A 24,830-nucleotide genomic window follows, 5' to 3' on the forward strand; every position below is an offset into this window, starting at 1 on the left:
ACTCGGGGATGTCGCGCGGGCGGTGCCCGGCCGGGACGCGCTGCGGCGTCAGACGTCGGTGCGGGCGCGCTCGGGCAGCCGGGGCAGCCGGAACGGCGTGATCTTCTCCACCACCGCGGTACGGGCACCGGACAGGCCGAGGTCGACGCCCTGCTCGGCGGCCTGCCGGCCCACGTCCACGAGGATCGGCGCGGACCAGGCCAGCAGGGTGCGCACCGCCAGCAGGAAGTCGCCCGGAGTGGCGAACTCGGCGGCTCTGTCGCGCAGTTCGGCGGTCCGCTCGGCGATCAGCCGGGCCGCGCGGGCGAGGCTGAAGGTCTCCAGCGTGAAACAGGCGCGCAGCCGTCCGGCGAAGTCCGCGTCGGCGCGGCGCCCCGCGTCCGTGACGGGCAGCGGCTCCTGGAAGTCGCGGCCGGCCAGCGACGCGTCGACGACCCCGGCCAGCTCGTTCCACGGACCGGCCAGTGGACGGGCGGCCAGTTCGGCCGGGTCGAAGTTGGTGCGGGCCCGCTCCGGCGCGGTCAGCGCCAGGTAGTAGCGGGCGATGTCCCGGGGGACGTCGGCGACCAGGTCGCCCGCCCTGATCAGGTGGTTGCGGCTGGTGGAGAACTTGGCGTGCTCCAGCTCGTAGAACTCGTTGCACACCCCGGCGCTCGGCCGCACGTAGCGGTCGCCGTGCGCGAGCAGCAGCACCAGGTCCATCACGGCCCAGTGGTAGACGTTGTCGAAGCCGTGGAAGTAGACCAGCTCCGCGTCGCGCCCGGCCTTCCAGAACGCGTCGTACGGCAGGTCCGCGGGGCCGCCGTGCGCCCACCACGTGGCGTACATCGACGCCGGCATGGCCTCCGCCCACGGGTAGACGATCTGCCCGGCGAAGTCCTCGAAGGGCGCCGGCACGCCCCAGGTGCCGGGGAAGGTCACCGGGATGTCCGGCAGCGGGCGCGCCAGCAACTCGCGGGCCAGGCGCAGCGGGTGCGGGCGCCAGCGCCCGGCGACGGAGTCGAGGTGCGCGGTCAGCTCCGCGCGGTACTCCTCCATCGGCAGGACCAGGAGGCGCTCCTCGCGGAAGGTCACCGGCTCGTCCGGGTCGAGGGCGTAGCGCGGGTCGAGCAGCTCGTCGAAGTTGTTGGGGTGGCCGCAGTCCTCGCAGGCGCCGCCGCCGCTGGACGCGTCGCAGACGGGGCAGCGGCCGGTGAGCAGGCCGTCGTAGAGGTACCGTCCGCTCTGTTGCGCGTACGGCAGCCGGACCGTACGGGCCCGGAGCTTGCCCGCGTCGCGCAGGGCCCGCACGAAGGAGGTGACCGCGGCGCGGTAGTGGTCGTCGACCGGCGGCAGCACCCGCCCGGCGGGGGCGGTCAGCTCGATGCCGAGCGCGGTGAGGGACTGCTCGATCGCGGTCGTCGACCGGTCGCAGAGCTGCTGGGGCGACAGGCCCTGGCGGGCCGCCGTGCTCACCACGTAGCTCTGGCTGTTGTCGGTCACCGTGGTGTACGTCGCCCGGACCCCGGCCGCGCGCAACTGGCGGGCGTAGATGTCGGCGGCGAGGTACGGCCCGGCCATGTGCCCGACGTGCAGGTCGCCGTTGGGGGTGGGGGTGGCCGCGATGATGATCACCGGGCGGTCGGGGGCGCTCATGACCGCGGCCCCGCGGTCGTGGCGGCCGCGCCCGTGTCACCGGAGGTGGCCCGGTGGCGTGCGGCGAAGCGTTCCGTCATGTCGGAGTCCCACCACAGCGCGTACATCTCGAAGTCCTCGTCCGAGTCGTTGACGAGCTGGTGCTCGGTCCCCGGGACGAAGTGGATGATGTCGCCGGCGGCGAACGGGACGCGCCGTCCCTCGGTGAGGATCTCGGCGGCGCCGCTGACCGCGATCCAGATCTCGTACTCGTGGTGGCCGTGGGCGCCCGACGAGACGCCGGGGGCGGCCACGCACCACGAACCCTCGAAGGGGGCGTTCAGCAGCGGCCAGGGCATCAGCCGCTGGGCGCGCAGTTGGTTGTCCTGCTTCAGCTCGCCACGTTCGAGCGAGCGTATCTCCATCGGCACAGTCTTTTCTCCACTCGGTGTCTGCGGTGCGGGGAAAGGCTCAGCCGACCTCGGCGAGCAGCCGGTCGCCGGCCCGCTCCGCCAGCAGTCCGTCGACGATGTCCTGGGCCCGGCTGGCGAGGACGCTCAGCAGCGAGTCGGCGATTCCATGGGTGGCCTCGTTGACCCCCTGCAAATAGCAGGCGGCGCCGTCACAGTCCGGCACGCGCAGACGGTATCCCCGGTCGACGACGGCGGCCTCAAGGGCCAGGGAATCCGTCAGCCCCTGAATGAGTCCCGGCATCGTGCTGTTGAATCCGGTGCCCAGCAGAATCACTTCGCAGCGCAGCTCGCTGGACAGTCCGGTACGCCGGTCCTTGAGCGACAGCACGATGTCGTCGCCGTCCGTCCGGGAGCCGGTGATATCGGTCATCGTGGTGAGGAACAGCCGCTCCTCGCCGTTCAGCCGTTCCAGGTACCGCTGGCGGTAGAGGGTTTCGAGCATGCCGGGGGCGAGGCCGCCGTAATTGCTCAGGTGCATTTCCTGGAGGAGCTGGCGCCGGGCCTCCTCGGGGGCGGCGTGGAAGTCGTTGATGAACGACGAGTAGAAGATCTCGTTGGTGAACCTCGACGACTCGTAGTTCTTCAGGCCGATCGAGCGCATCACCATCGTGGTACGGGCCTCGGGGAAGCCCTGGTGTGCGGCCCACACCAGTTCGGCGGCGCTCTGCGCCCCGCCGACGACGACGATGTGACGGGTGGTGGCGGCGTCGACCTTGGCGATCTTCTCGGTGAACTCGGCGCTGTGGATGAGCCGGTCGGCCGGCAGGTCCTGGAGCTCGACCGGGATGCGCGGGTCCCGCCCGGCGCCGATCGACAGGTTGCGGGAGGTGATCGCGGTGCCGTCCGCGAAGCTCGTTCGCCAGCCGTCGACCCGGCCGGCGGCGTTGCGGGTCGGCGCGATCCCCACCGCGCGCCTGCCGTACTCGACGCGTACGTCGGACAGCGAGCCGGCGACCCACCGCAGATAGTTCGATATCTCCTGGCGGTAGGGGGTGAACGTCCCGAGGTTGATGAATTCGTCGAGCCTGCCGACCGTATGCAGGTAATTGACGAAAGAGAACTTGCTGCGCGGGTTGCGGAGCGTCACCAGGTCCTTGAGAAAGGAAACCTGACTCTGCGTCCAGGGCAGCAGCATGCCGCGCTGCCAGGCCACGTCGGCGTGTTCCTCCACCAGGAGCGTATTCTTCGCGAGATCGCTCCCGCTGCGCTCCTCCATCGCCACCGCGAGGGCCAGATTCGCCGGTCCTGCGCCCACGGCCAGAACTTCTACGTCATGTTCCGTCAAGGCTTTCTCCTATCACGGGCAAACGGGTTGGAGTGCGCGCTGGCTCACGGAAAGGAAGCCTAGCGCGATGAATGGGGAATCGAGAGGCCCTGGAGAATCTATTCCGCGTTCACGTGCTTTTTTCTCGGGGCGCGGAGAAAAGGGCGCGAAAAAAGCCGGTAACGGCGGAGGAAGGCGCGGGAAACGGCGGCGACAGAGCGGAGGAAGCCGCGGGCAACGGCGACGACAGGGCAGCGTGGAAGGGGGCGTTTGGTGCGGCGAAGGGGCGGCGGCGCAGCGGCAGAAGGGCCGCCGTACGTCAGGTCAGGCGGGGCACAGAGCGCGGGCCGCCAGCCGGCCGGCGGCCAGGGCCGTCTTCGCGGCTCCTCCGCCCCCTCCGGCGAAGGTGTACAGCGCGCTGTCCGGCAGGCCGCGGAGCGCCAGGCCCCCGTGCCCGCCGACCGCGTAGCAGTCGAGCGAGGCCACGGTGCGCGCTCCGGGGCCGGGCCAGGACGTCAGGCCGAGCCGCCGGCCGGCGCACTCGGCGACCTGCCGGGCCAGTGCCGGGTCGCGGGTCACCTCGTCCGGCCCCACCCCCCAGCGGGAGGTGGGCAGCCCCAGCAGCAACTGGCCGGTGCCGACCGGCCGCCCGTACAGACCGGAGGTCTCGTCGACGAAGGCGCCGAGCCCCCGTGGCACCGACCGGCCCAGGGTGTACTGGATCTGGCGGGTACTCAGTCCCTGGCCGGGCAGTCCCCACCGGTCGAGGAGGTGCGGCGTCCACGGGCCGGTGGCGAGGACCACCGCGTCGTAACCGCGCTCGGCACCCAGCCCGAGGCGCAGGGCCGGGCCGGCCAGGACACCGAGGACGGGTTCACAGCGCAGCGTGCCGCCCAGGTCGGCGACGGCTCTCAGCAGGCTGTCGCGCAGCCGCCCGGGTGAGACATGGCCGGCGTGCCGTTCGCGTACGCACCAGGTGCCCTCGGGCAGGCCGCGGAAGGGGGCGAGGCCGGCCGCCGGCCGCAGTTCGGCCGAACCGGGCAGCAGCGTGTGCACGGTCCGCAGCGTACGGCGGGCGCCGGCCACGTCCGCGCCGGGCGGCAGCAGGTAGGTCGAGGTGCCCTCCTGGTACCCTGCCCAGTCCCGCAGCCGCGGGTCGCCGCGCAGCTCGGCCAGGCTCTCGGCGGCGAGGCGGGCGGCGTCCGGATCGGTGTCGAACCCGCGGACCAGCCCGCCGGAGGCGCCGGTCGCGTCCCGCCACCGGCCCGCTCCCGCGACGAACACCGTCACCGCCGCGCCGCGCTGCGCCAGCCGCCAGCCGAGGGCGGCCCCGGCCAGGCCGCCGCCGACGACCGCGGCCCTCATGCCGGCCGCTCCGCCCGGTCGTACTGCACCAGCTCGATGAGCAGGCCGGCGGGCCGCCTGGCGTACACGAACGCGACCCGCATGCCCGGCCGCGCGCCGTCCTTCGGCTCCGTGTCGACCGGCACCAGACCCGCCGCCCGCAGCCGGTCCAACTCGCTTTGTACGTCGTCGACCTCGAAGGCGATGTGGTACGGCCCCGGGCCGTGGCGGTCGAGGTGGCCCTGGACCGCGGCGGTGGCGCACAGCGGCGCCACCAGCTCCACCGCGGCCCCGTCGCCGCCGGGCGCCCAGAAGTCACAGCTCACGCCGTACGCCTCGGCCGTACCCGCGTCGGACTTGGCCAGCCCGAGGTCGGACAGCAGCCGCCCCGCCGCCACCGGATCGTCCGTCGCCACTCCCACATGGTCCAATCGGATGATCACTTCAGCTCCTGGAGTCGAGCTGCCGGGTACGGCTGTTCAGCTCGATGGCGAGCCGCTGCCATTCGTCGGCGCATTCCTTGGCGAGACCGGCCACGGTCGGCAGGAGGTGCTGTGGCAGGTCGCCGAGTTCGAGTTCCGCCTCGTTCGCCGTGACCAGGCAGCGCCGCAGCCACATCAGCATGGCCCTGCCCCGCTCGGAGAACCGCAGCGAGGGATCGCGCTGGATGCTCTCCAGCCGGACGTAGACCGAGCCGCCGTACGCGGCCGCGGACCCGCGGGCGGTCTCCGGGGGCCGCGTCTGCTGCCCTGTGCCCCCGGTCCCGCCGGCCGGCCCGGGCATCCGGGACGTCACGTCCATCGGGCGCTGGTTGTCCAAGGGGAGCGCCACCTGCGCCATGTTCCGCGGTGGCCCCTTCTTGACCTGGGCCTCGACCGGGCGGATGCCGTCGGCGCAGGCGTCGACGCGGCACCCTTTGTCCGGGCCGCCCGCCGGCGCCGCCCGTCGGCCCCGCTCAACCTGTACGCGCAGGCTGTGCGCCGTACCGACGGACACCCCGGCCTCGCGGGCGATCTCCCGTACGGAGGCGCCCGGCCGCTCCTTGATGACGGCCAGCGCCCGGCGGCGGCCTTCCTCGAAGCTCAGCGGCCGGATACGGCCGTCCCTGCCGAGCCGGGCGCTCAACTGCGGGTTCTCTTCACTCGAACGCCGCCGCAGGGCGCCTACGGTCTTCGCGGACAGTCCCGTGATGCGGGCGATCGCCCGGTCCGACTGTTCGGGCTGGAGCTGGATGACGCGTTCGGCGGCCGCCTTGCGCTCGGCCAGGGAGAGCGGCAGGCCGTGCGCGGTGTTGGCCTGGATGCCCACCACATAGGCTTCCGCCTCGGTCCCGTCGAAGAACTCGACGTCGATGTGCTTCCGCTGTTGCAGCAGTGCCGCCCGCAGCCGGTGGGTGCCGTCGATGACCCGCATGGTGCGCCGGTGTACGAGGATCGGGGGCAGTTCGCTGTCGGTTTCGGCGAGGCGCCTGATGTGCGCTTCGTCCTGCTGGACGAATCGGGGCGATTCTCCGGGGAGTATCGCCGATATCAAGACTCTTTGCTTCTGACCCATTTGCGCTCTCCCGCGTGGTGGTTGCGGCGAAAAGACCTTTGTCCTACAGCTCCGCGTGTACATCTGAGTGCTTCTGCCGAAATGCGACCGCGGCAGACCGGCGGAGTGGGATGGCAGGTGCCCGTGATCGGTGCCACTCGGGACCGGTCGCGCAAGGACGCTTCCCACCGCCGCCGCGAGGGGCCCGAACCCTTGGCCGCGCACTGCGCGAGTGCGCGGAAAGGGCCGGTGAGCGCCGTCAGCCTGTAGGGACGACCAGGGCCGCCTCCGCCGCGTCCAGCGAGGCGAGAGCGTCGGCCCGGGTGGCCGCGGCGACCGTCACGTAGGCGATGCGTCCCCAGACCGTGCCCTTGGGGGGCGGGGAGACCACAGCACCCGGCCGGGCCACCACCACGGCTTGGTCGACGGTCGGGGGGAGTTCGCCCCGGAAGGCGACCTCGCCCAGGGTGGTGTCGTCGTGGTCCACGTAGAAGAAGCGGACGGCGGTGACCTGCCGGCGGGTCGGCCGCAGGTCCGGGCGCAGGCCGCACGCCGCGGAGGCGGCCGCGAGGCCGGGGTCGATGCCGGTGGCCAGGTGGCCGAGGCAGGGGATGAGGTCGCCGCCGAGCCGGCCGTTGACCTCGATGAGCTGCGGGCCGGTGGCGGTGAGCATGAACTCGGTGTGCGTCCAGCCGTCGGTGAAGCCCAGGGCGGCGTGCGCCTCGGCCAGCACCCGGCACAGCTCCGGGTCCGTCAGCAGCGGGTCCGCCGCGTCGACGAAGTGGCCGATCTCCTCGGCGTACGGCGGGTATCCGACAACCTTGCGGCCGATGAAGACGGGGGTCACCTCGCCCGCGTGCACGACCGCGTCGACGCTGATCTCCTCGCCGCTCACGCACTCCTCCACGAGGTACGGCTCAGGGGAGTTGTACACCACCCCTTCGGGCAGTGCGATGGAGCTGGTGAAACCGAAACCGGCGCGCAGCGCGGCGGGGCCGTCCACCTTGATGACGCCGAGGCTGGCGCCGAGCCCTCTGGGTTTGAGGACGACGGGGTAGCCCAGCCGCCCGGCGGCCTCCAGGGCCTGCTCAGGGGTGGCGACGGGGACGGAGCGCGGCTGCGGCACTCCCGCGGCGTCCAGCGCCGCCCGGGTCTGCGCCTTGTCGCGCAGCCGCCAGATGACCGCGGGGTCACCGTTGGGCAGGCCGAGGGCTTGGGCCACGTAAGCGGTGGCGTGAATGCGGGTCTCGTCCCAGCAGAGCACTCCGCCTATGGCGGTGGTGGCGTTCAGTTCTTTTGCCGCCGCCGCCATCGCGGAACCGTCGCAGGTGTTCTCCAACACGGTCCAGCCGTCGAGGTAAGCGTCTTCCCAAGTCGGCTGTGCCTCGTGAAATAGGTGAATGCGGAATTCCTTGCTGATGGAGCGGAGCAAATACTCGCGATACGGCTGCATTCCCGATCCAACGAGAAGGAGCAGCGGTAAACCTGTTTCCTGATCCTCGGAAATTCCCACGTCCCAGACTTCTCCTTCACGACTTTCCTGCCGCCCACCCGTCCGGCGACCGGGACCACCGAATTTGTGACTCAGAACGCAGTGTTTGAGACTACCCAGGGCTTGAGGGCATGTCGAGGGAGTGACGGAAGTGACTGGTGTGACGGAAGTGGCGAAAAGACACTCTTGAGCACACGCTGCGCGGACTTGTGGAATCACCCCCTCCGCTCCCCGCCGCTCCTCTCCGTGCCTGCTCAGTGGCGTCCCGCCCAGCCCCGTGGGCCGGCGGAAGCGCCCCGGGAGACGGGTCTTTCAACGTACAACTGAAGAAAGTCCGCGCTCGAACAGAGCCACGGAGAGCGACGTATGTCCGGGCCCGTCCGAAACTTCACGGCGGACTCGGCGGAATTACCTCGCAGAAGTGGAATGTTTAAGTCCGGCATGCGCGGGAGCTGCTGCTTTGACGTGAACGGACCGTCACCCAATAATTCTGCACGCCCTGCCCGGGGCCTTCCGGAGCCCTACTCCAGCGAATGGCTCACGCCACTGCCCCGCCCCGGGCCCCAAAGCCGTCGCCGAACGCCCGCCGAAGTGATTGCGCAGCGGGTGGGCCGCTGAAAGAGGTGGAACATGCCCAGTCTCACCAAGGACGAGGCGACCGACCGCGCCGCCGCGGTCGCCGTGGACTCGTATCACGTGGCCCTCGACCTCACCGGTGGAAAGGAGACGTTCCGCTCCGTCACCACCATCCGGTTCCGGTCAGAGCAGCCGGGCACGGCGACCTTCGTCGACCTGAGGCCGTCGGCCCTGCGTTCCGCCGTCCTCAACGGCACCGCGCTGGACCCCGGTCGGCTCGCCGACGGCCGGCTCCCCCTCAGCGGCCTCGCCGCCGACAACGAACTGATCGTCACCGCCGACATGCGCTACTCCCGGAGCAACGAGGGCCTGCACCGCTACACCGACCCCGCCGACGGCGAGGTCTACGTCTACGGATTCCCCTACGTCGACCAGGCGCCGCGCATCTTCGCCTGCTTCGACCAGCCGGACCTCAAGGCACCGTTCACCTTCGACCTCACCGTCCCCGCCCACTGGCGGGTGCTGGCGACCGGCGAGGCCACCGAGATCGACCCCGGCCACTGGCGCACCGGACCGACCGCGCCACAGGCGACCTACCTGACCACGGTGGCCGCCGGACCGTACGCCTCCTACCACGCGCGGCACGGCGGCACCCGGCTCGGTCTGCACTGCCGGGCCTCCCTCGCCGACGCCCTGAAGGGCGACCTCGGCGAACTCTTCGAGGTCACCCGCCAGTGCCTGGACGAGGGCCACCGGCTCTTCGGCACCCCCTACCCCCTCCCCGCGTTCGACCAGCTCTTCGCCCCCGAGTTCAGCGTCCTCTCCCTGGACCACCCCGGCCTGGTGCTGCTGCGCGAGAGCTACGTCTTCAGCTCCGGGGCCACGGACAGCGAGCGCGAGACCCGGGCCGTCGTCCTCGCGCACGGCATCTCCCTGATGTGGATGGCCGGACTCGTCACCAGCGCCTGGTGGGACGACCTGTGGCTCGGACAGACCTTCGCCGATTACCTGGCCCACCGCGTCACCAGCGAGGTCACCCGCTTCACCGGCCCGCCGACCACGTTCGCCGCCCGCCGCAAGGGCCAGGCGTACGCGGCCGACCAGCGCCCGTCCACACACCCGGTCAGCCTCCAGGCCAAGGACGTCGCCTCCGCCCTGCTCGACCTGGACCGCATCTCCTACTTCAAGGGCCACTCCGCGCTCCGCCAGCTCACCGCCGTCATAGGCGACGAGGCGCTGCGCGCCGGGCTGCGTACGTACATCGAGCGCCACGCCTACTCGACCGCCACGTACCGGGACTTCCTCGACGCCCTGGGCTCCGCCCTGGGGGAGGGGGCCGGACTCGACCTCGACCGGTGGTCCGACGCCTGGCTCACCTCGGCCAACGTCAACACCCTGCGCCTGGAACTCACCACGGAAGCCGGCACGATCACCTCGGCCACCGTCCACCAGAGCGCACCCGACAGCCATCCGGTACTGCGCCCCCATACCCTCGACATCGGCCTCTACACCTCCGAGGGCCGGACCGCCCTGGTACGCGCCGCCATCGACGGCGACCGCACCGGGGTACCGGACCTGGTCGGCCTGCCCGCTCCCGAACTGGCCCTGCTCAACGACGGCGACCTCACCTACGCCAAGATCCGCCTGGACGAGCGCTCGCTCGCCGCCCTGCCCGCCCTGCTCCCGGCCCTGGCGCCGATCAACCGGGCCATGGTCTGGGCCTCGCTGCTGCTGGCCGTACAGGACGGCGCCTACCCGGCAGCGGCACACCTCTCGCTGGTCGCCGGGATGGTGGCCGTGGAACCGGAACTGCCCATCCTGACCGAGGTGCTGGAGCAGGCCCGCTTCGACGTCGCCGACCGCTTCCTGGAGCCCGCCCGCCGGCCGGCCGCGCTCGCGCACATCGCCGCCGCGCTCCGCGAACGGCTCGCCCGCACCGACCCCGGGGACCAGACCGCGCTGACGCTCTTCCGCGCGCTCATCGACTTCACCGACGACACCGCCGAACTGCGCCGCTGGCTCGGCACCGGCCCCCAGGCCCCGGCCACACCCCTCCCGGCCGGCCTGCACCTCAGCAGCGACCTGGGCTGGCGCATCCGGCTGCGGCGCACCGTCCTCGGCGACCTGACGCCGCGCGAGCTGGCGGCGGCGCACACCGCCGACGTCGGGTCCGGGGCGGACGAAGGCGCGGCCAAGTGCCGTGCGGCGCAGCCCGATCCGGCCGCGAAGGAGGCCGCCTGGCAGCGGCTGTTCTCCTCCGAAGAGATCTCCAACTACGAGCTGCTCGCCCTGGCGGACGGCTTCTGGCACCCGGAACAGGCCGACCTGACCGCGGATTACGTCGAGCGCTTCTTCACCGAACTGCCCACCGCCGCCGACCACTACGGCGACCTGACCCTGGACCTGCTGATCAAGCACCTCTACCCCAAGCACGCGGCGACACCGCAGACCCTCGCCGCCGCCGAACGACTCCTGGCCCGCCCCGGCCTGCCCGCCTCCCTGCGCCGGGCCGTCAACGACCTGACGTACGACCTGTCCTGCGCCACGAAGGTACGCCGCGCGGCCCAGCCGGCCTGACCCCCGACAACCCCGGACCCGGAGCCGTCTTCCCGCACCACCCCACGTGGGTTCAAAGGGGGCGGGCTCCGGGTCCATCGGCGAAACACCTGTGAGAGAGTTCCGGGGACCCATGGCATGTTCCACCCCAAACGTGCCATTCAGTGGTGCACCGGGGAATTCTCCGTGACTCTCGGGCATGCTGACCTACACCTGGTCCGGGGACCTCCAGGTGTACACCCAGGACATCGGCGTACACCAAGGACATCGCCAAGGGCTGGACGATCTACCGCAAGGCCCTTTCTCCCGGGAACCTCGGCGGCGTCCCGGGGCGGCCGGCCTCCGCCCCCCAACCGATGCTGTGGTTGCTGTGCGCACGAGGGCCGCCGCCCCACGCCCGCATCGGAGTCCAGCGCGTATGCGTTCTGATAGTTGACGAGTGCGCTCAGGTTCTCTTGATGTACCACTGCTGCCATCGCTGCGAGTGGCTCTCTGCTTTGCAGGGGCGCCATGGACCACATTTCCCCCCGGCCCTGTTCCCGTGAGACCCAGACCGGTCTTGGCGTTGACCAAGCGATGATTGCCGGCGACGTCGAATGAGATGACGTTCCAGGTTTGACAGGGGCTGTTCCAACCGCACGAATGCGTGTAGGTGTTGCCTTTGGTGTCTCCGTCAAGGCACGCACAGGCCGGTCTTCGCATTCCTGAAGGCCGTAGCGTGCGTGGCCGCCTGGGCGGGCGTGGCCGGAACCGCAGTGCAGACGGCGGCAAGGACACCGCTGAGCAGGGCATATCTCTTCTTGATCACGTGAGGGTTCCGTTCCGCCAGGCGTGTATGGCGCCGTTGCCCGCGCAGTCCGGGGCCTGCGGTGGGCTTGTGCTCGGCAGCCTTCCATTCGCCTCCCAAGAGCCCGCTGACGATTCGCTAGTGCTGCCCCGTTAGTGGCGTGAGCACGAGTTGCGGCGCGGCCTCCCCCTCTCCGTACCCGTGCTGACGGGCATCGCGCAGTGCGTAGCGCAGGTGTCGTAGGCCGTCGTCCCTGCGGTCTGTTGCGGCGAGCACTTCGCCGTAGAGAGCGCGCGGCATCACGCGCCGGGCTGCTGAGAGAAATGAGGCAGTGAGCTAGAGGCCGCGCACAGCGCAGTCGGCTGCCTCGTGGGCGGCGCCGGTGTAGAGGAAATGCTTGGTGAGTGCCGGAGAGCGAGAGTGGCGGTCTCGGTGGTTTTGTGCTGCTCGGTCAGGACCGGGCCGCATCGGAGGCGACGAGCCCGCCGAGACGGTCACGGCTTGTGACCACGGTGCCGCTGCCCGGCCCGCCAGGCAGCAGCGGTCGTGTCTGCGCGGAACTGCGGGCGTTGTCGAGAACGACCAGCATCCTGCGTCCCGATCAGTCACCGGACGGCGCGCGGCCCTGGATGCGGTGGGCGACGGCGAGCACGATCGGCGTCGCGAGCCAGCACAGGTACGCGCCGGTGGTGGTGGTCAGGAACGAGACGGGGACGGACACCCCGAACACTGCGGCCAAGCAGATGCTGCGCACCCGGCTCCGGGCGAACATCCGGGGCGGGACGTCGGTGCGGCCCAGATGTTCGCGTCGGATCTCCCGGATGATCAGCGCGAACGACGCCGAGGCCAGGACCTGCACGATCGCGTACAGGCTGAACCGGGGCGGGAAGGCGCCGTCGGCGGTGATCACTCGGGTCGCGAACGGCATCAGGACCTGCATGAACAGCCACGCCAGGGTGAGGCTGGTCAGGCGGCTGCTCAACGAGCGGACATAGCGGAAGATCTCGTGGTGGGCCCGCCAATGGGCGGCGATCACCACAAAGCTGAGCGCGAAGGCCAGGTACTCCTTGCCGTGGTCCGACACCGAACTCAGCATGGCGTCGGTGGTGTCGCCGGCGGGTATGGGGAGATCCAGCGCCAGCAGGGTGAGTGCGATCGCGATCGCCGCGTCCACGAACGCGGTGAGCCGCTCGGCGGCGACCGCTCGTACCTCTTCGGTCTCGGCGCCGGGTGTGTGGCTGCCATGAGTTGTCATGGTGAGGACCGGTTTCCGCGGCGTCAGGCGGCGCATTGCGCGGTCGGCCGGGACGGGGCCTCCAGCCGGCGGGACCGTATGGCCAGGATGATCATGACCGCCGGGATCAGGAGGTCGTTGACGAGGACTCCGCCGGTGTTGCCGGGGGCGTGGTCACCGTTGGCGAACCACTGGTAGAGGTGGCCGACCACGGCTCCCCAGAGGAACATCCCGCCGCCGAGCCCGATGGTGATGCGCTCGCGCGCGGATGCCGAGGCGGCTCGGAAGCCCAGGACGGCCAGCCCGAGGTTGGCGAAGGCGATCTCGAACATGAAGGGCGTCCGGTCGAAGCCGATCGCCGTGGCCATGACGTCCGGGAAGGCGAGGAACGCGACCGTCATCCACAGGCTGCCGCAGCCGAAGGCGCCGATGGCCCACCAGCGTTGCCAGGTTTCCAGCGCCTGCCGGCGCGACTGGATGTGGCGGGTGCGCACGAAGGCTCCGACGGCCGGCACCAGAATCCAGACCAGCGGGAAGGCGGACTGTGCGAGGTAGGAGAAGGTGTCCATGACCTCATTCTTACCCGGTTAATATTAACCAGTCAATGGTCGGGTATAGTGGCGCTGTGGATGACGGACTCGCAGACCTGCTGCACCGCGTGGTCATGCTGCTGGGCGAGGCGGCCCGGCGGCGCACCGATGACCCCGACGGCTTGACCTACAGCCAGATACGGCTCCTGGGCACACTGGAGGACATCGAGCCGACGACGCAGCATCGGCTCGCGCAGGCACTGTCGGTGTCCGACCCGGCGATCAGCCGGGCACTGCAATCACTCAAAGCGGACGGCCTGGTGCAGGTCACCGTCGACCCCGAACACGCGCGACGGCGACTGGTCCGCCTCACCGAGGCCGGCCGGAAAGCCTTCCACGCCACAGGAAAGCCGCTCGACGACGAGTTCCGAGCCGCGCTCGTCGCGGCCGGCTTTCCCTACGAACGCTACTTCGAGGACACCCTCCGACTGGCCGAGCTTCTTGCGTCCGACTGAGTGCGCTTCCAGGGGCTGTCTGGTGGGTCCTGCCGGGGCCCCGCGGCGCTCGGCACGCGCACCACGGGCGCAGCGCCGGCCCAGTCGCCCCGCCTGACCCATTGGGCAGGCCCTGGCCATCTGACCGGCGCACGCCCCTCGCCGACTAACTGATCAATTGGGAATGAGCGTGTGAACGGCTTGGCGAGCGGGCGTGGGGGGGCAGGCGCTTGTCGAGCGTGGCGTCGTCGGCTGGGGATCGGAGATGGGCCGGCCGGGGTGCTCGTCGCCGGTGGCATCGGACGGGCGATCGCTGAGGCGCTGGCGTGCGAGTCGTGGTGACCGGTCGCGAGGCCGGGCGCGGCGCGGAGGTCGTCCGCAGCATCCGCGAACGGGGCGGGCGGCCGGATTCGATGCGGCGCACCGGGCCCGGCCGCCGGGCGGTCGCGGGCCCTCCGGCCGGGATGGCGCCCCAAGCCGTTTACCGTTCAAGTTTTTCTCGCCATCGTCCGCACGCCGGGTCAACGTCGGCCATTCAGTGGCCGGCCTGCGGAAACCGGGAGGCGGAAGAGTGCCGCGTCGCGCCAAGTCGGAGCCCTCCGCGTTCTGGGGCGGCTCTACTCATGCCGGGCAGGCGGCCTGTCCTGGCAGGGGCGGACCTCCGGGGTTGTCGCCCCGGTCGGCGCCAGTCACCCGATTCCGCTCTCGCGGGGCGACCGGCGGGTCGGCCGCGCCCTGGCAGGCGAAGAATGGCCCGATTTGATTTAACGTTAAACCGAATCGAGCGGCATGCTGGTCGGAGCGTCGGCGACCACCCGGGTACCCGACCAACACCCCACCCGGCCAACGGAGATGATCCGAAATGAACCAGACCCTGCCGCTCCGCCTCCACCACCACGCCTGGATCACCGACGATCAGGAAGCCAACCGGCGCTTCTACGAGGACGTGATCGGCCTGCCCCTGGTGGCCACGTGGACCGAGCGCGAGGTGCTGTCCGGGGCCGAGCGCGTCTACAGTCACGTCCTCTACGGCCTGGCCGACGGCAGCGCGCTCGCCTTCTTCCAGTTCGCCAACCCCAAGGACCAGGAGGAGTTCAAGACCGACATCACTTCCACCCCCTTGCGCCACATCGCCTTCAAGGTCGAGGCAGAGACCCAGGAAGCCATACGCGGGCGCATCACCGCGGCCGGTTATGCGGAGGCGGACGCCCACGTGATCGACCACGGGTTCTGCGTCTCGCTGTACATCACGGACCCCAACGGGCTGATACTGGAGTTCGCTGTCGACCACCCCGACGTGGAGAAGATCGACGCCGAACGGCGCACCACAGCACACGCCGACCTCGCCCGCTGGCTCGCCGGCGATCACACCAGCAACAACCGCTGGCGCTGACCCTTGCCGCCGGACCGAAGCGAAGATCTGAACGAGCGGCGAAGAACGCGCCGGATTGCCGGGCCCGGCATCGTCTGCGCTTCGACGTGGACGTGGTCATACAGTGGACGCGGCAGAACGAGACCGAGCTGAGCCGGCCTCCGGCCAGTACCTTCCGGGGCAACCCGGCCGAGTCGTATCCTGGGCCGCTACGGCGCGAGCGTGCCCGCACTCACAGCGAGGTGGGCATCCGCCGGAGTCCCCCTCTCCTCGCTACAGCAGTCTGACGCCGGCCCCAGCCCAGGGCCCCTCCCGGCGACAGGGCGAATTCAGTCAGGGGCCGCCGCTGTGATGTGGCTCAGCACGCACAGCCAGCGGCCGTCCCGCCTCACGAACACATCAGTCGTCCACTCATCAGCGTCAAAGCGCTGTCCCCGATAGTGGGCCGTGTTCGTCACTCGCGCGGTGAAAACCGCGGTATCGCCGTACACCCGGACCCTGGCCTGGTTCACGATATTCATGGCCGAGTGAGTCAGTTCCCCGGACTCGACGATCGCGAGAAAGTCTTCCCTGGAGGCGACGCCCGACGTGGAGACGATCACCCACTCGTCGGCCGTGAAGCGGCCGATCCGCGCGGCGTCGTTGGAGACAATCGCAGCCGCCCAGTCCTCTGAGACAGAGACGAGCTGAGCGCGCACCGCGTCGTCCTCTGGGCCCTTCGGGGGTGTGCCAGCGTTGTCGCCCACCGTCCGATCCTAACCGGAGCCGCAGTCTGCGGCCCCCTGTCAGCCCTGCTCTGCGTCACCCAACAGGACATCGGCGAGTATTCAAGGCTCGTGCACCCGCCGGACGGCCGCAGTGAGGGCCGGTCGCCGCGGCCGGGCCCGAGTACAGAGCGGAAAGGGTGCGCCGTTTCAGTGATCCGCCGTCCGGAGCAGGTTGTTGCCGACTGGACAGCGCCCCCGTCAAGATCACCGCTGAGCCGGGGTCGCCGGATAAGGTCACACTCACCGCCCCCCGGCGTCGCCCGCCCCATACCGCCTCCCCCCGCCGACCGAGACCGCCGCCTCCTCGCCGACGGCCTCGGGCGAGCCCGCGCCGGACCGCACGCGTCACCGGGCCGCTGGTGGGCCACGCCACTGGCCATCCTTTCGCCTGGGCGGACGACGAGCAGAGTGAGCTGGATCTGACGTACGTGACCGCCCGCCATCAAGGGCCCGGGCTCCTGCACCACGTCACCCCGCGGATCGGCCTACGGGAGAACGACTTCGCCACGCTCGCCGACTTCGCCGGTTCCCTGGATACTTCACGAACCGCCGGCTGAGCACCTCACCAACTCTTCAGATTGCTCCGTGCTCGGCGCGGAGATCTTTGTGGGACAGCCCTTACCCGAACCGCACCGACCTTCCGGACTACGTGTGGTGAGCTACCCATCGCTGGAACTCACGGTGCCGGAACTGGTAAGCACCACCGGAGGTGCGCAGCAAACCGCCCTCGTGCGACCACTGCAAGAACCGTCCAAGCCGATACGGGAGCCGACCGCGCAGGCATAGGAGGGACACCAGGTACCTCCGACCGCCGCCGAATTCCACGACCCAGCGCAGAGCCGCCGCCATCATGCCGAACGCCAGTGCGTCGAGGGCCGGCACAGAGGAGAGCACCAGCACGTCCGAGAAGGACAGTACCCATCGGGTCACCGCCATGACGAGCCCGGCGACGACGAGCATCACGCACCCGTAGAGAAGATCGCCCTCAGTATGTGGCGCCACCTCACGGCCACGTTGACATCAGGCGGATACGGGCTGGTGAAGGTATGGGTGGCGCCCGTTCCGCGCACGATCCACAAGCCCAGGAGGACCGACCAGAACATGGCGAGAGCCGGCAGAAACGCGACGAGTGAATCAAGGCCCAGTGCATCGGCGAGCCACGCGACGGGAAGAGCGGCCACCCCGCCCAGCCCGCCGAGTACGAGCCCCACGGGCACGGTGTCGAGGACCATGAGCAGCGTCGTCCCCGAGAACACCCGTCCCCAGGGCGCGCACATCGGATAGTCGCCCCCCTGCCGCGAGACGTTCCTCGCCACCATTGCGGCGCCGAGCCCGGCAGCGGCGAACAGCCAGGGCGGCGGGCTCTCTCTGACGAGCAGCAAAGGGAGCACGAGCCCGAGGAAGACCAGGGCCGCCGCCGCAGCGTCCGCGTGGCGTACGCGGTCGATGCCCGCGATCGGCCAGAGCCGGGGACGGTGGATGTCGAGGCGTTCCCCAGCGGGTGGCCCGTCGCTCAGATGGCAGGCGATCACTGCGAGCCAGGCCCGGACCCGCTCGGCGTGGTACCGCGACGGGCGCAGGTCCACGACGGCCGGAATGAACAGGGAGAGCAGGTGGTCCTTGAGCGCCGACACCATGGAGTGGGCGAAGAGCTCCGATGGGTCACCGCGCCGGTGATAAACGGCCTTGACGAGGAAGAGCCACCACGGCGTCGTGAGGGTCTCGCGCAGCACCGCCGGACGCGGACAGGCCTCGGGCGAATCTCTGCCAGCGCTCCTCGTCCTTGAACACCGTGGTCAGATGCGCTGCCACATGCTGGTGGTCCAGAGGGTCGATGTCGACACCGACCGCGTGCTCCAGACGCTTCAGCCGTGGCAGGGCGTCGTAGTGAGCGGTGCGGCACAGCAGGACCAGCGGGAACTCCGACACCGCGCCCCCGTGGTTGCTCAGCAGGTGCAACGCGGCAAGAGCGCGAGGGGCTTCGGAATCCGGCAGTTGTCGCCCGTCCGGCCCGTGCAGTGGATTGCCGTCGGTATCGGTGCGGCCTGGGTCCATCTCGTCCAAGCCGTCGAGGACGGGCAGTACGAGCCCGTGTCCCACCATCCATCTCGCCCGCTCCTCGGATGTCCCGGCTCTGACCACATGCCTGATCAAGAGTTCTCCGAACGGGACCTTCATGTCCCATTCGGCCAACGACACCCGTACGGGCACAGGCTCGTCCGGCCCACGCAATTTGATGAGATCGCGCACCAACTGCACGGACAGCACCGTCTTTCCCGCGCCGGGGGCGCCGGTGACAACGAGGCGAGGTTTCGAGCAGGCTCGGTAGTACGCGGCGATGCCGGGGAGGTCGGCCTCTGTCGCAGGGCCGCTCCCCACGACCTGCCCGCGCGCCGGGCCCGTGCCGGAGAACTCGTCACGAGGGCGTCGGGTGAAGGTGAGAGTGAACTGCTCCTCGTCCTTGCCCACCAGGGCGCGAAATTGCTTTCTTTCGGCGTCCAGGATCTTCTTCGCCAGAGTTTCGGCAGCGCTCTGAGCGAATTTCAGCGCGTCCTCTTCCTGCGGAAGGGTCTTCCGGGCCGTCTCCCAACCGGCCAGCGCGACAGCGAGCCCCGCAGCCGTGAGCACCATCGACACGATGGAGGCCGTGTCGCTCGCGTTCTGCCCGCCCCGCAAAAGCTGAATGAGTGACCAGCCTGCCACGGACGCGATGACCAGACCGGTGATCAGCCACGTCAATGCCCTCGCCATGTGCATCCCCCTGGCCCCCGGGAACGAGGTGTTCCCTCTCAAGCCAAGCTAGTTGACGGCCACCCCACCCCTTCGGCGTCCTCGAAAGAATCTTGCCCGACAGGGAAGCGAGTCTCCTTCGGCGCGACGGCGCACCACGAGGGCGCACGAGGCGTATTCGGGGCTTTTGGGGAACGGTGGCCTCCGCCCCGTACAAAAAATTAGCCCCAGGGAAGAAGCCGGAACCCACCAAGCTCGACTACGGCGGTGAACCGAGCGGCAGGCCCGCAGCAAGCCCCACCGCCTCTGGCGAGATCTCGGGCCCGTCCCGACAGAGGTCTGTCACCCTGGGGCGAACGTCGGGGTCTTGCGCCGGCGAGCGAGGGCGTCATTGCGGTGGCGCACGCGCAGAGGTGGGGGTTGGTCGCATGAGCGACGACTACGAGGGCGGAACCGTCGCCGGCCGAGGCCGGCCTGGTGCGGTGCGCACGCCGAAGATGCCGGGCGCCGTGCGCACTGCGCAGGTCATCAGCGTCATCATGGGCGCCCTTTACCTGCTCGTCGGCGTTGCGGAGGCTGTCACCCGGGTCAGCTTCGCCATGCGCTTCGGGCCGCCCCCACACCCCCAACCTCCTCGCCCGGCCCACCCGATGCCGCCGCCCGCCGCTGACCGCCGGAGTGGGCATCCACGGAGCTCGCCCCACGCTGCCCCCCACCAGCCCCGAACCGGACCCGGCCGAGACAAGCCCCCGCATCCGCAGTATCCGCACCCGGCGCACGCCGTGAACGCCGGTCCGGCCCCGACAGGCGTTCACGACGCATGGCGCGTGACTTCGACAATCCGGCAGGTCACCGGGCTGGAGGTCTCCCGGGAGCCGGTGACGGCCTGTTCGGCGGTCATCTTCGGCGCCAGGTTGTCGGCCACGGTGGATCCCTCGCTGATGCGTACGCCCCGGGCGTCGAGAAACTCGACGTCGATCCAGTAGTCCGAGGTCTTGGAGCTGTTGTTGGTGATGAGCAGCTCGGCCGTCGGCCACCGCAAGGGCTCAGGGGCCGTGCACGTGGTGATGCGGACGTCCGCCCGGGGGCCGGCTGGTGCCGGCGTGGTGATCTCGCCGGTGGGGGGCCGCTGAGGAGGAGGCGTGGGCTCATCGCCGCCGCCGGCCACGAGACCGAGCGCGATCACCCCAGCGACGAGCAGAGCAAGACACAGCCCCACGATGACCAGCATGGTTTTGACCGGTCTCTTCTTCGGCGGGCGGGGCGCACCGGCCGCCCAGTGCCGCGACGTCGGGGCGGCCTTTCCTCTGGGCTGCTCGCCCGACGGCGGAGGACGCCATCCGGACATCGGAACTCCCAGGCGGCGTACGGGGACACGGGCAACCCGCGTACGGCGCGCCCGCGGAGCGCCGCAGCGGCGGATCTGGACAGATCACCTGGACACTTCCAGCATCTCTCCACCCGCAGGACAGCGCACCTTCATACCCGCGGGCCGGGTGGGCCCTGAGCGATGGGGCGAAGCACGGCCACGGTGCCGGGAGGCCTGCGTGCCAGGAGGATCGAGGCGACGAAGAGGGTCTTGCGGTTGCCGTCGCCCTGCAGGCAGATGCCGGGCTGCCGCTTGAGGGCGAAGGCCGGCGGGCCGGCGGCCAGGTACCGGGCGCCCGGTGAGGTGACGACCGGATGGTCGCGGTCGGGTGTGGTGTTGCCGGGCACGTCGTAGCCGCAGACCATACGGGCCTCGACCTGGCCGGCGCACAGGTCGTACACCGCCCACACGGCGGCCTTGTCCGCGCTTCGACGGCGGCGGAGGTGCGCGGGAAGCGGCCCGACTCGCCCCAGGCCACCAGCAGCCGCCCGCCCTCGGGCCGCAGCCGCACCTGACCGGGGTGCGCGGAGACCGGAACGTCGACCTGCCCCACCGGCTCAACCGCCTACTGACTTTCTCCGCGCGATGTCGTTGGGGAAAGTCAGTAACTTCTGGCCTCGGCGGGACAGACGGTCAGGCGTACCACCTCGGTGCCCTCGGGCAGGTCGTCCTTGCCCTTGCCGGAGGAGCGCCTGTGCGTGCGCGCCGCTGCCACGCTCGCCGGCCTTGAGGAGGGCCTGCGCGCTCCCTCCGGCACCCGCTCGCCCATGAGCTGACGCACCCTGGCCCGGCTGACCTGTGCCGGCCGCCCACCCATCTTCTGACCTGCACCAAGTAGTTCCCGGGGCCCCGGACACCGACCAGGGCAGGCAGCCTTCAGTACGGTCCACCTCACGGACAAACCGAAGGGCCCTCGGGTGTCTGATCTCCGACGCTCCTTCGTCGTCTTCGCCGGACTGATCATCGAAGACGAGGAAGGCCGCGTGCGGTCCATGCGGCGTGCGACCACCGGACTCGCCGATGGGCTGTGGTCACTGCCCGGCGTTCATTGGGCAAGTGCGTTGTCGGGCAACGAGGTGTCGGCTGCTCCACTGGTCCCCAAGGCCGGGCTCGGAGCAGGGACGCGAAGGGCCCCGCACGCACCCGGGAGGGCGAGGGTTCACGTGCGGGGCCGCTCACGGGGTGTGGGCCGTCAGACTCCGATCAGGGTGTACGTACCCGTACCGTCCTGCCTGCCGCTGGAGTACTGGCGTATGAACTCCCCGTCCGCGTAACGGTCGTGGCCCATCATGGAGCCGGTGTACTTGTTCTGCACACCGATCTTCGAGCTGCCCGGTACGTCACGGTAGATGTAGAACCGCTGGAGGTCGTCCTCCGCGCAGGTGACCGTCTGCACGACTGCCCGTTCGGTGGCCGCGTTCGGCTCGGCGATGGTCGCGCATCCGCCGTTGCCCCAGTTCCACAGGGACGCCTCAAGGACCCCGTTGCGCTCCGTCACGTTGCACAGACGCCAGTTGTCCAGGTGGGCGCTGAAGATCGTCGAGGGCCGCAGGCGGACACCGTCGGCCGCCAGGAGCGGCGCGCCCCAGGACAGGGGCTTGCCGGGTACGGCGATCTTGTAGACGCCGGCCTGGCAGTCGAGAGCGGCCCGCGCGCTACGCCCGGTGGCCTTGGGCTGTTCGGCGGACGTGCCGCTGGTGAGAGCCGGGCGCTGCACGAGGCGGTCCCGCTTCTGCTTCGCCGTCGGCGCCACCGCACCCGCCGGGTGCTCGGCCTTCGCGGCGGCCGAGCCGCAGTCGAGGAGGGTCTGCGCCTTGGCCATGATGCTGCCCGCGGGCACCTTGTCCTGGCAGCGCACCGCGCCTTCCTCAAGGGTGGTGTAGGTGGTGAAGTTGCCGCCGTCGGGCCCCTCGATCCACTTCAGCGCCCAACTTCCGCCGCCCTGTTGGACCCGGTTGCAGTTGAGGCTTGCGTACGTACCGGTGACCTTCTTGGTGCCCTTGTAGGCGCCGTAGTAGCCGGGCTGGTTGAAGTTCCACGTGACCGCGTTCGACTCGGTGCTGGTGGAGGTGTAGTCGACCTTTACGTTCAGGCCCAGGCTCGCGCCGACCTTGCCGAGGGTCTCGACGGCGAAACCGCCCTCGACGTTGCCGTTGAGGCCGACGGAGACCGAAATGGTCGTCTGGGTGGTGGTGGTGACGGTCTGGGTGCCGGTGGTGCCCTCGGTGACGTACCAGCCCTTGAAGTGGGTGATCGTCGGGGACACTTCGGTGGTCTTGATGTACGGGTGGCGTGTACCGAGGTCGGCCGCCGTACAGGTGTCGCCGGGCGCGGGCGTCTGCGCCGTCGTGGTGGTGGGTGCTGCGGCAGCCGGTGAGGCGGCAAGGCCCCCGGCGGTGACCGCCCAGGCGGCCGCCGTAGCGGTCACCGCCATGAGTGATCTGCCGATACGGCTGACGGGGCCTATGGAGCGCGTCATTGCCTGATTCCCCCTGGTGGTGTGTGTCCGGTTAGGGGTGAATGTAGCGGTCACAGGGGGTGGTGGCGTGAGGCCGGAACTGGACACAAATGATCACGGAGTGGCCTATTCCGCCCTGGCGTAGACCGTTTCCGGTCCGGTGCGACCCCCGGTGCACCCGTACGCCCCCGAACATGGGGGACCACCTTTCGCTGCCCGCGAGGTGGCGATCCCTGCGGGCCCTGTGCCTGTGCGTCTGCGCGGCTGGGCAGTTCGGTGAGGACCTGCTGCAACGCGACTGCCACCGTGATCGCGAGGTCCTCGCGCACGTCGCGGCGAACCCTGGGAGCGGCTGCTCGCCATGGGGCCCGAGCCGTCGGATTTCCCGAGCGTGTCGGCGCGCGTACCGTCTTATGGCGCTTCTCGGTATCCGTCGCGGCAGGTTCTACGACGCCCGCTCATCGTGCTTCAGCTTTCGTGCCGGCAACGGCGTGCCGGACCGCATTCTCGCGCGATGGGCCGGACATAAAAGCATCAAAACGGCCAAGAGGTGGTATGTCGAGCCGAATGCAGAGGAGTGCACGCCAGTGAACAGCCACCTGGACGCTCAAGGGTTCCGGCAGTGCCCCGACCCGCTGTTGCGGGAGAGTCAAGACCGCTAGGTTCACCCTGGCGATATGACACCTCGTGACAGATGAGAGGGTCAGGCGGGTGAGTGAGACGACGGTGAAGACCCTGCAATACCGCTCTGACGGGCCGGAAGATGCTCCTTGTCTGGTTTTGGGCGCGGCGCTCGGAACCACCTGGCACATGTGGGACCGGCAGATACCCGAGCTCGCCCGGCAGTGGCGGGTCGTCCGGTTCGACCTGCCCGGGCACGGTGGGTCGCCTGCTTATCCGGCGTCCTCGATCGCCGAGCTGGCCGACCGGCTCGTGGCGACGCTCGATGTGCTCGGTGTGGACCGGTTCGGTTACGCGGGCTGTTCCATCGGTGGGGCGATCGGGGCGCAGCTCGCGCTGACCCGGCCGCAGCGGGTCACCTCGCTCGCCCTGATTTCCTCCTCGCCGCGGCACGGAACCGCCGACTCCTGGCGGCAGCGCGGTGTGGTGATCCGTACGAACGGGCTGGACCCGATCGCCCGCACCTCGCCCGAGCGCTGGTTCACCCCCGGCTTCGCGGCGGCGCAGCCCGCCATCGTGGAGTGGGCCGTCCAGATGGTGCGGACCACCGACCCCGGCTGCTACATCGCCGCGTGTGAGGCGATGGCCTCCTTCGATGTCCGCTCCTCGCTCCAGCGGATCGGGGCGCCCACCCTCGTCGTCGTCGGTTCCGAGGACCAGGTCACCCCCACCACCGACGCCCGCACCCTGGTGGCCGGCGTCCCGGACGCGAGCCTGGCGCTCGTCCCCGGCACGTCCCACCTGGCGCCCGTCGAGCAGCCCGCCGCCGTCACCGAGCTGCTCATCCGGCACTTCACGGCCGCCTGGCACGACAAGCCGGGCGCCACCGGGCAGACGGCGATCGGCGCGGCCGCGCCCAAGCCGGTGCTCGCGGCCGCGCCGCCGCCCCCGCCGGTGGCGCCCGCGGCCATCGAGTCCGGCCTCGCCCAGCCGGAGGCGGTCCGGGGCGGCGCGTACGAGCAGGGCATCAAGGTCCGCCGTGAGGTGCTCGGTGACGCGCACGTGGACCGGGTCGAGGAGACGACCGACGACTTCACCGGGGACTTCCAAGAGTTCATCACCCGCTACGCGTGGGGTGAGATGTGGACCCGTGCGGGGCTGGACCGGCGCACCCGCAGCATCATCACGCTCACCGCGCTGGTCGCCGGCGGCCACCAAGACGAGCTGGCCCTGCACACCCGCGCCGCGCTGCGCAACGGGCTCACCCCCACGGAAATCAAGGAAGTGCTGCTGCACACCGCGGTCTACTGCGGCGTACCGGCGGCGAACGCGGCGTTCACCGTGGCCCAGCGCGTCATACGCGAGGAGACCACCCCCGAGGCGTGATCCCGGCCGGTCCTCGCCGTGGTGGGTACGTTGCGTGTCTCTTGGGTCTGCCGTCCATCGGCTGCGTACGTGTCTTTTGGGCCCGCCGTCCATCGGCTGCGTACGTGCCTTTCGGTCCGCCGCCCACCGGCTACGCACGTGCCCTGCGGCCCCGCCGCCCCCTGCCGCATACGAGGGTGCGATGTGCCATCCCGCGAGTTCCCCTGAGCCCTGGTGCGCGGTCGCCCCCG

The 24,830-nt window shown here is 70.3% G+C and carries 20 protein-coding genes and 1 pseudogene; 5 read left to right on the top strand and 16 right to left on the bottom strand.

Features of this window, described 5'->3' with window-relative positions; translation table 11 throughout:
- Positions 1-48: 48 nt before the first annotated feature.
- From ACH4EB_RS05800 to ACH4EB_RS05830, 7 genes are all read right to left on the bottom strand, one after another.
- The gene (locus ACH4EB_RS05800) at positions 49-1,635 is read right to left on the bottom strand and encodes a class I tRNA ligase family protein (RefSeq protein WP_398346068.1); all 1,587 of its coding nucleotides are present in this window, start codon (positions 1,633-1,635) and stop codon (positions 49-51) included.
- Positions 1,632-2,039, bottom strand: a complete 408-nt coding sequence (locus ACH4EB_RS05805) for a cupin domain-containing protein (protein ID WP_398346069.1) — start codon at positions 2,037-2,039, stop codon at positions 1,632-1,634. Before ACH4EB_RS05805 ends, ACH4EB_RS05800 begins: the two co-directional genes overlap by 4 nt.
- A 46-nt stretch (positions 2,040-2,085) precedes the next feature.
- Positions 2,086-3,372, bottom strand: a complete 1,287-nt coding sequence (locus tag ACH4EB_RS05810; RefSeq protein WP_398346070.1) for a SidA/IucD/PvdA family monooxygenase — start codon at positions 3,370-3,372, stop codon at positions 2,086-2,088.
- A 303-nt stretch (positions 3,373-3,675) separates the two neighbouring features.
- Positions 3,676-4,716 (bottom strand): FAD-dependent oxidoreductase, encoded by a 1,041-nt coding sequence (locus ACH4EB_RS05815; protein ID WP_398346071.1) that lies wholly within the window; start codon positions 4,714-4,716, stop codon positions 3,676-3,678.
- Entirely contained in the window at positions 4,713-5,138 is a 426-nt protein-coding gene (locus ACH4EB_RS05820; protein ID WP_398346072.1) for a VOC family protein, read from the bottom strand. Before ACH4EB_RS05820 ends, ACH4EB_RS05815 begins: the two co-directional genes overlap by 4 nt.
- Position 5,139: 1 nt before the next feature.
- Complete coding sequence (locus tag ACH4EB_RS05825; RefSeq protein ID WP_398346073.1) at positions 5,140-6,228, bottom strand: ParB N-terminal domain-containing protein; 1,089 nt, start codon at positions 6,226-6,228, stop codon at positions 5,140-5,142.
- A gap of 259 nt (positions 6,229-6,487) precedes the next feature.
- Positions 6,488-7,660: an acetyl-CoA carboxylase biotin carboxylase subunit family protein gene (locus ACH4EB_RS05830; RefSeq protein WP_398346074.1), complete on the bottom strand. Its 1,173-nt coding sequence runs from the start codon at positions 7,658-7,660 to the stop codon at positions 6,488-6,490.
- Positions 7,661-8,350: 690 nt separating this feature from the next.
- Between ACH4EB_RS05830 and pepN the strand changes: the two genes are divergently transcribed.
- Positions 8,351-10,873, top strand: a complete 2,523-nt coding sequence (gene pepN, locus ACH4EB_RS05835; protein ID WP_398346075.1) for an aminopeptidase N — start codon at positions 8,351-8,353, stop codon at positions 10,871-10,873.
- A 1,367-nt stretch (positions 10,874-12,240) separates the two neighbouring features.
- On the opposite strand, the gene ACH4EB_RS05840 is transcribed toward pepN, so the two are convergent.
- Positions 12,241-12,894, bottom strand: a complete 654-nt coding sequence (locus tag ACH4EB_RS05840) for a TMEM175 family protein (RefSeq protein ID WP_398346076.1) — start codon at positions 12,892-12,894, stop codon at positions 12,241-12,243.
- A gap of 23 nt (positions 12,895-12,917) precedes the next feature.
- A complete protein-coding gene (locus ACH4EB_RS05845) occupies positions 12,918-13,442 on the bottom strand; it encodes a DUF6790 family protein (RefSeq protein ID WP_398346077.1) in 525 nt (174 codons plus the stop codon).
- 56 nt (positions 13,443-13,498) lie between these two features.
- Here ACH4EB_RS05845 and ACH4EB_RS05850 point away from each other — a divergent pair, with 56 nt between their 5' ends.
- Together ACH4EB_RS05850 and ACH4EB_RS05855 are read left to right on the top strand one after the other, a co-directional pair.
- Positions 13,499-13,918, top strand: coding sequence for a MarR family winged helix-turn-helix transcriptional regulator (locus tag ACH4EB_RS05850; RefSeq protein ID WP_398346079.1), 420 nt, complete (start codon positions 13,499-13,501; stop codon positions 13,916-13,918).
- Positions 13,919-14,759: 841 nt separating this feature from the next.
- A complete protein-coding gene (locus ACH4EB_RS05855; protein ID WP_398346080.1) occupies positions 14,760-15,290 on the top strand; it encodes a VOC family protein in 531 nt (176 codons plus the stop codon).
- Positions 15,291-15,598: 308 nt separating this feature from the next.
- Here the strand turns inward: ACH4EB_RS05855 and ACH4EB_RS05860 are convergent, their stop codons facing one another.
- The gene (locus ACH4EB_RS05860; RefSeq protein ID WP_398346081.1) at positions 15,599-16,015 is read right to left on the bottom strand and encodes a nuclear transport factor 2 family protein; all 417 of its coding nucleotides are present in this window, start codon (positions 16,013-16,015) and stop codon (positions 15,599-15,601) included.
- Between the two features lie 368 nt (positions 16,016-16,383).
- Here ACH4EB_RS05860 and ACH4EB_RS05865 point away from each other — a divergent pair.
- A pseudogene (locus ACH4EB_RS05865) lies at positions 16,384-16,593 on the top strand (hypothetical protein); the annotation flags it as partial.
- An 88-nt stretch (positions 16,594-16,681) separates the two neighbouring features.
- On the opposite strand, the gene ACH4EB_RS05870 reads toward ACH4EB_RS05865, so the two are convergent.
- The 6 genes from ACH4EB_RS05870 to ACH4EB_RS05895 form a co-directional block, all read right to left on the bottom strand.
- A complete protein-coding gene (locus tag ACH4EB_RS05870; protein WP_398346082.1) occupies positions 16,682-16,996 on the bottom strand; it encodes a hypothetical protein in 315 nt (104 codons plus the stop codon).
- A complete protein-coding gene (locus ACH4EB_RS05875) occupies positions 16,996-17,769 on the bottom strand; it encodes a hypothetical protein (protein ID WP_398346083.1) in 774 nt (257 codons plus the stop codon). The genes ACH4EB_RS05870 and ACH4EB_RS05875 overlap by 1 nt, the downstream gene beginning before the upstream one ends.
- Entirely contained in the window at positions 17,699-18,787 is a 1,089-nt protein-coding gene (locus ACH4EB_RS05880; RefSeq protein ID WP_398346085.1) for a hypothetical protein, read from the bottom strand. The genes ACH4EB_RS05875 and ACH4EB_RS05880 overlap by 71 nt, the downstream gene beginning before the upstream one ends.
- A gap of 790 nt (positions 18,788-19,577) precedes the next feature.
- A complete protein-coding gene (locus tag ACH4EB_RS05885) occupies positions 19,578-19,997 on the bottom strand; it encodes a hypothetical protein (protein ID WP_398346086.1) in 420 nt (139 codons plus the stop codon).
- 248 nt (positions 19,998-20,245) lie between these two features.
- Positions 20,246-20,545, bottom strand: a complete 300-nt coding sequence (locus ACH4EB_RS05890) for a hypothetical protein (protein ID WP_398346087.1) — start codon at positions 20,543-20,545, stop codon at positions 20,246-20,248.
- A 782-nt stretch (positions 20,546-21,327) separates the two neighbouring features.
- On the bottom strand, positions 21,328-22,569 hold the full coding sequence (locus ACH4EB_RS05895; RefSeq protein ID WP_398346434.1) for a hypothetical protein: 1,242 nt from the start codon (positions 22,567-22,569) through the stop codon (positions 21,328-21,330).
- A gap of 735 nt (positions 22,570-23,304) precedes the next feature.
- On the opposite strand from ACH4EB_RS05895, the gene pcaC reads away from it, so the two are divergent.
- Entirely contained in the window at positions 23,305-24,600 is a 1,296-nt protein-coding gene (gene pcaC / locus ACH4EB_RS05900; protein WP_398346088.1) for a 4-carboxymuconolactone decarboxylase, read from the top strand.
- Positions 24,601-24,830 lie beyond the last annotated feature (230 nt).

The sequence above is a fragment of the Streptomyces sp. NPDC018045 genome, from assembly GCF_044327445.1.
In the GTDB taxonomy this organism is placed as follows: Bacteria; Actinomycetota; Actinomycetes; order Streptomycetales; family Streptomycetaceae; genus Streptomyces.